This is a genomic window from Mycobacterium sp. (assembly GCF_049802695.1).
Lineage (GTDB): Bacteria > Actinomycetota > Actinomycetes > Mycobacteriales > Mycobacteriaceae > Mycobacterium.
The window spans coordinates 1-5,572 of sequence record NZ_JBARMY010000150.1 but is presented as its reverse complement, the minus strand read 5'-3'; the positions used below and the strand labels follow the sequence as shown (position 1 = coordinate 5,572).

Below are 5,572 nucleotides of genomic sequence, written 5' to 3'. Positions count from 1 at the left end.
TCCAACCCGGTGCGCGACGCGGCGCTGGTCGGCTTCAACCCGCGCGGCATCCGCGTGCGGTCCAACCGCGGCGTCGCCGGCATCGACGGCACCGTCTCCACCGCGATCGGAGCGGCCCTCGGGCATGAGCGGGTGGCCGGAAGCGACGCGTGCGCACGCACCGTCGCGCTGATCGGTGACCTGACCTTCGTCCACGACAGCTCCGGCCTGCTGATCGGGCCCACCGAGCCGACCCCGCAACACCTGACGATCGTGGTGTCCAACGACAACGGCGGCGGCATCTTCGAACTGCTCGAGCAGGGTGACCCCCGGTTCTCCGACGTGTCGTCCCGCATCTTCGGCACCCCGCACGACGTGGATGTGGGCGCTTTGTGTCGCGCCTACCATGTCGACAGCCGACAAATCGAGGTCGACGACCTCGGCGCCGCTCTTGACGAGCCGAACACCGGTATGCGGGTCCTGGAAGTCAAAGCCGATCGGTCCTCACTGCGCCAATTGCATGCCGCCATCAAAGCCGCGCTCTGAGGCGCCGATGGGTGCCGTGAAGTCGCCGGAATCCATGGAAGCGCTGAAAAGGTTGTGGCGCGTGCTGATTCACGGCCGCAACGGCGATCTGCCCGACACCCGCTCACGGCGCATCCTGCGCTGGATCCGGATCGGCATCCTGGTCATAGCGGTCCTGGTGACAATGCAATCGGTGCTGCTGGTGGCCGGCGCCTGGCGCAACGACCTGGCCATTCAGCGCGATATGGGGGTGGCGCCGGCCGAAGTGCTGAGCGCGGGGCCGAGGCGCTCCACGATCGAGTTCGTCACACCGGACCGCGTTACCTATCGACCCGAACTCGGCGTGCTGTATCCGTCGGAATTATCCGCTGGGATGCGGATTTACGTCGAATACGACAAGAAAAATCCCAACCTGGTCCGGGTGCAGAACCGCAACGCCGAGTTGGCGATCATTCCGGCCGGATCGATCGCCGTGGCGGGCTGGTTAGTGGCCGGTGCATTGCTGCTGGGTATCGCGGTGCTGGAGAAACGACTGCTGATGCCAGATTTCAGCCGACGTATGCCCGACGGCAACCTTGGCGACAAACAGCACTGACATCGTAGTGGTGTGCGCGTTGCGATCGTCGCGGAGTCGTTTCTCCCGCATGTCAACGGCGTCAGCAATTCCGTGGTGCGGGTGCTCGAGCATCTGCGCCGCACCGGCCACGAAGCGTTGGTGATCGCACCCGACACGCCGCCGGGTGAGCCGCGGGCCGACCGGATTCACGACGGCATCCGGGTGCACCGGGCACCTTCGCGGATGTTTCCGAAGGTGACCTCGCTGCCGCTCGGCGTGCCCACACCCCAGATGCTGCGGGTTCTTCGGGGATTCGACCCCGACGTAGTGCATCTCGCGTCACCGGCGCTGCTCGGCTACGGGGGAGTGCTGGCCGCTCGTCGTCTCGGCGTGCCATCGGTCGCGGTTTTTCAGACCGACGTGGCGGGATTCGCCGCGTGCTACGGCATCGGGGTCGCCTCACGCGCCGCGTGGGCGTGGACGCGCCGTCTGCACAGCTTCGCCGACCGAACCTTGGCGCCGTCCACGTCAGCGATGGAAGACCTTGCTGCGCATCGTGTTCCGCGAGTCCATCACTGGCCGCGCGGCGTCGACATGCTGGGGTTCGCGCCGTCGGCGCGTGACGAGGCGCTTCGGCGGCGATGGTCACCGGACGGCAAGCCGATCGTCGGCTTCGTCGGCCGCCTGGCTCCGGAGAAGCAGGTGAAGCGGTTGGCGGTGCTGGCGCGCAACAGCGCGGTGCAACTCGTCATCGTCGGCGACGGAATCGAGCGCGCCAGGTTGCGAAGCGCAATCCCGACAGCAGTTTTCACCGGTGCCCTTTACGGTGCCGAGCTGTCTGCGGCGTATGCCAGCATGGACGTGTTCGTGCACACCGGTGAGCACGAAACCTTCTGTCAAGCGGTGCAGGAAGCCTTGGCGTCAGGGCTGCCGGTCATCGCCCCCGATGCCGGCGGGCCACGCGACCTGGTCACCTCGTGGCGTACCGGGCTGCTGCTGCCCGTCGGGGAGTTCGAGGCGCGGCTACCGGACGCGGTGGCACATCTGATCGACGAACGGCCGCGGTATTCGCCGGCCGCCCGGCGCAGTGTTCTCGAGCGCAGCTGGCCCGCCATCTGCGACCAGCTGCTCGAACACTATGAGGCGGTGCAAGGGAGGCGGCGGGCCGCCGCGGCGTGACCGAGCCGATTGCCCGACACGCCCCCTCACCGCTACGCGGCTGGGGGTACCCCCCTCCCGGGCCGTTACGGCCCGCATCGTCGTCGGGCGGTAGCGTCAGCGCGGTGAGCCGCGCGACCCTGGGAAAGGATCCCCGCGACGTAGCGTCGATGTTCGACGGCGTCGCGCGCCGTTACGACCTGACCAATACGGTGCTGTCGCTGGGGCGGGACCGGTACTGGCGGCGGGCCACCCGGTCGGCCTTGCGGCCGGAGCCCGGCGAGAAAGTGCTCGACTTGGCGGCGGGGACAGCGGTGTCGACGGCGGAGCTGGCCAAGTCCCGGGCGTGGTGCGTGGCGGCCGATTTCTCGGTCGGGATGTTGGCGGCAGGTGCTGGGCGGATGCTGCCCAAGGTCGCTGGTGACGCCACCCGATTACCCTTCGGCGACGATGTTTTCGACGCGGTCACCATCAGTTTCGGATTGCGCAACGTCTCCGAACCGCAAGCCGCGCTGCGTGAGATGGCCCGGGTGACCCGGGCAGGCGGGCGGTTGGTGGTGTGCGAATTCTCCACACCGACCAATGCGGTGTTCGCCAACGTGTACAAGGAGTACCTGATGCGGGCGCTGCCGCGGGTGGCGCGAGCGGTGTCGAGCAATCCCGACGCGTACGTCTATCTGGCGGAATCGATTCGCGCCTGGCCCGACCAGCCGGCGCTGGCCCGGCAGATCGCGGGCACCGGCTGGTCGGCGGTTCGGTGGCGAAACCTCAGCGGCGGCATCGTCGCGCTGCACGCGGCGTACAAGCCACACGAGTCAACGGTCAGCTGAACGGCTTTCGGCGGTCCAGCAGCCTCGACGCACGTCCGCCCCCGCGCCACACCCGCGCCACCATGTCGACATCGTCGTCGGTCACCAGGTTGCCCATCACCCGCACGGCGACGCTCATCAGCGCAGACGAACGCATCGCGATCGGCCCAGTGGCGGGCAGGAACCGCGGGAAAGTCAGCAGCAGCGCCAGCCGTCGGGCGATGGAAAATCCGCGTCCGTAGTGACGCTGCAGCAGGCGCGGCCACGCCAGCGAAAGGTCGGACAAGTCACTGGACGCCAGCAGTTCGACGGCGAGCCGCCCGGTTTCCAGCCCATAGTCGATGCCTTCGCCGTTGAGCGGGTTGACGCAGGCCGCGGCGTCGCCGATCAGCACCCAGTTCGGTCCGGCCACCCCGGATACCGCCCCACCCATCGGCAGCAGCGCTGAGGACACCGCCCGCGGCTGCCCGTCGAAGCCCCACTCGTCGCGCCGTAAGTCGGTGTAGAACGACATCAACGGTCGAAGCGCCAGACCGGCGGGTCGTTTCGCGGTCGACAGGGCTCCGACACCGATATTCACCTCCCCGTTGCCCAGCGGGAAGATCCAGCCGTAACCGGGCAGCACCGCCCCGTCGGGTGAGCGCAGCTCCAGGTGTGACGTCAGCCAGGGCTCGTCGCCGCGCGGCGACGTCAGGTAACCGCGGGCCGCCACGCCGAACACTGTCTCCTGATGCCATCGGCGGCCCAGCTTGCGGCCCAGTGTTGACCGCGCCCCGTCGGCGACAATCAGCCCACGGCAGCTCACCTCGGACCCGTCGGCCAGCAGCACAGAAGTTACCCGTCCAACTGAATCATGATGAACAGCAGAGGCTTTCGTGCCGAGCAGCATCCGTGCACCGGCATCTTCGGCCACTTTGCGGATCCGGTCGTCCAGCTCCAGGCGGGGCACCGCACTGCCAGTCGACGGGAACGACGGGCCGGGCCAGTCAACCTGCACGTCGCTGCCGAACCCGCTCATCTGCAAGCCGCGGTGGCGGATGTGGACGTCCAGCCAGTCGGTCAGGCCCAGCCGCTCCAGCTCGGCAACCGCGCGCGGCGTCAGGCCGTCGCCGCAGGCTTTGTCACGGGGGAAGCTTGCCGAGTCAATGACCAGCACATCGTGGCCCGTGCGGGCGGCCCAGGCGGCCGCCGCTGATCCGGCCGGGCCGGCGCCCACGACCACCACATCGGCTCTACTGTGCACACTCCCCAGTATGTTGGTCGGGTGGGGACCCCAGCGAGTGTGGTGGCGGGCGTCGACTTCGGCGACGCCCATTTCGCCGCAAGCGTCCGCGACGGGGTCGGCCGGATCGAGCAGTTGATGGAAACCGAGCTGCGCGACAGCGACGACCTGCTCACCGAGGCGGTGCTGCATCTGTTCCAGGCGGGCGGCAAGCGGTTCCGGCCGCTGTTCACGGTGTTGTCGGCGCAACTCGGGCCCAACCCGCAGGCTCGTGAGGTGACTGTCGCCGGAGCTGTCATCGAACTGGTGCATCTGGCGACGCTCTACCACGACGACGTGATGGACGAGGCTGGGGTGCGTCGCGGCGCACCGAGTGCCAATGTGCGCTGGGGCAACAGCATCGCCATCCTGGCCGGCGACTATCTGTTCGCGACGGCCTCGCGGTTGGTGGCGCAGCTGGGGCCGGACGCGGTGCGGTTGATCGCCGAGACGTTCGCTCAGCTGGTGACCGGACAGATGCGCGAAACTCGCGGCGCCGCCGAGGGGATGGACTCCATCGAGCACTACTTGAAGGTGGTGCACGAGAAGACCGCCTGTCTGATCGCCGCGGCGGGCCGCTTCGGTGCGACGTTCTCGGGCGCGGACGAGCAGCAGGTGGAGCGGCTGGGCCGGCTGGGCGGCATCGTGGGCACCGCGTTTCAGATCTCTGACGACATCATCGACATCGACAGCGAACCCGACGAGTCTGGCAAGGTGCCCGGAACAGACCTGCGCGAGGGCGTGCAGACCCTGCCGGTGCTGTTCGCCTTGAACGGTACTGGGCCGGACGTCGACCGGCTGCGGGAACTCCTGGCCGGTCCCATCCACGACGACGCGGTGGTGGCCGAAGCGCTGACGCTGCTGCGGGCATCGGCGGGCATGGCCAGAGCCAAGGACACGGTGATGCGTTATGCGGCCCTGGCCCGCGAGGAGCTGGCCCAGTTGCCCGATCTGCCCGGCCGCCACGCGCTGGCGTCGCTGGTCGACTACACCATTACCCGCCATGGATAGTGGAACCGAGCGGATCGTCTCAGGCGTTGATTCATCAGACCGGGCCTAAGCAGAAGCCCGAGCGTTCGCGAGGAGGACTTCGATGACCTGGCATCCGCATGCCAATCGGCTCAAGACGTTTGCGCTGTTGGTCGGCATGTCGACGGTGATCGTGTTCGTCGGAGGGTTGTTCGGCAAAACGGCGTTGTTCTTGGCAATGCTGTTCGCCATCGGCATCAACGTCTACACCTACTTCAACAGTGACAAGCTGGCGCTGCGCGCCATGCATGCACA

At 67.8% G+C, this 5,572-nt stretch carries 6 protein-coding genes and 1 pseudogene; 6 read left to right on the top strand and 1 reads right to left on the bottom strand.

Going from position 1 to position 5,572, the window contains the following annotated elements:
• From WA317_RS06230 to WA317_RS06215, 4 genes are all read left to right on the top strand, one after another.
• Positions 1-525: thiamine pyrophosphate-binding protein (locus WA317_RS06230; protein WP_425172206.1), on the top strand; the 525-nt coding region annotated here is incomplete at its 5' end.
• Positions 526-559: 34 nt separating this feature from the next.
• Positions 560-1,099 carry a DUF3592 domain-containing protein gene (locus tag WA317_RS06225; RefSeq protein ID WP_425172207.1) on the top strand — a complete coding sequence of 180 codons (540 nt, stop codon included), beginning with the start codon at positions 560-562 and terminating at the stop codon, positions 1,097-1,099.
• Positions 1,100-1,111: 12 nt separating this feature from the next.
• Positions 1,112-2,239, top strand: coding sequence for a glycosyltransferase family 4 protein (locus WA317_RS06220; RefSeq protein WP_425172205.1), 1,128 nt, complete (start codon positions 1,112-1,114; stop codon positions 2,237-2,239).
• A gap of 104 nt (positions 2,240-2,343) precedes the next feature.
• A complete protein-coding gene (locus WA317_RS06215; RefSeq protein ID WP_425172204.1) occupies positions 2,344-3,048 on the top strand; it encodes a demethylmenaquinone methyltransferase in 705 nt (234 codons plus the stop codon).
• On the opposite strand, the gene menJ is transcribed toward WA317_RS06215, so the two are convergent.
• Positions 3,041-4,270 carry a menaquinone reductase gene (gene menJ / locus WA317_RS06210; protein ID WP_425172203.1) on the bottom strand — a complete coding sequence of 410 codons (1,230 nt, stop codon included), beginning with the start codon at positions 4,268-4,270 and terminating at the stop codon, positions 3,041-3,043. The two genes, WA317_RS06215 and menJ, sit on opposite strands and share 8 nt — an antisense overlap.
• Before the next feature lie 21 nt (positions 4,271-4,291).
• On the opposite strand from menJ, the gene grcC1 reads away from it, so the two are divergent.
• Together grcC1 and WA317_RS06200 are read left to right on the top strand one after the other, a co-directional pair.
• Positions 4,292-5,299 carry a nonaprenyl/(2E,6E)-farnesyl/geranylgeranyl diphosphat synthase gene (gene grcC1 / locus WA317_RS06205; protein ID WP_425172202.1) on the top strand — a complete coding sequence of 336 codons (1,008 nt, stop codon included), beginning with the start codon at positions 4,292-4,294 and terminating at the stop codon, positions 5,297-5,299.
• Between the two features lie 82 nt (positions 5,300-5,381).
• A pseudogene (locus tag WA317_RS06200) lies at positions 5,382-5,572 on the top strand (protease HtpX); the annotation flags it as partial.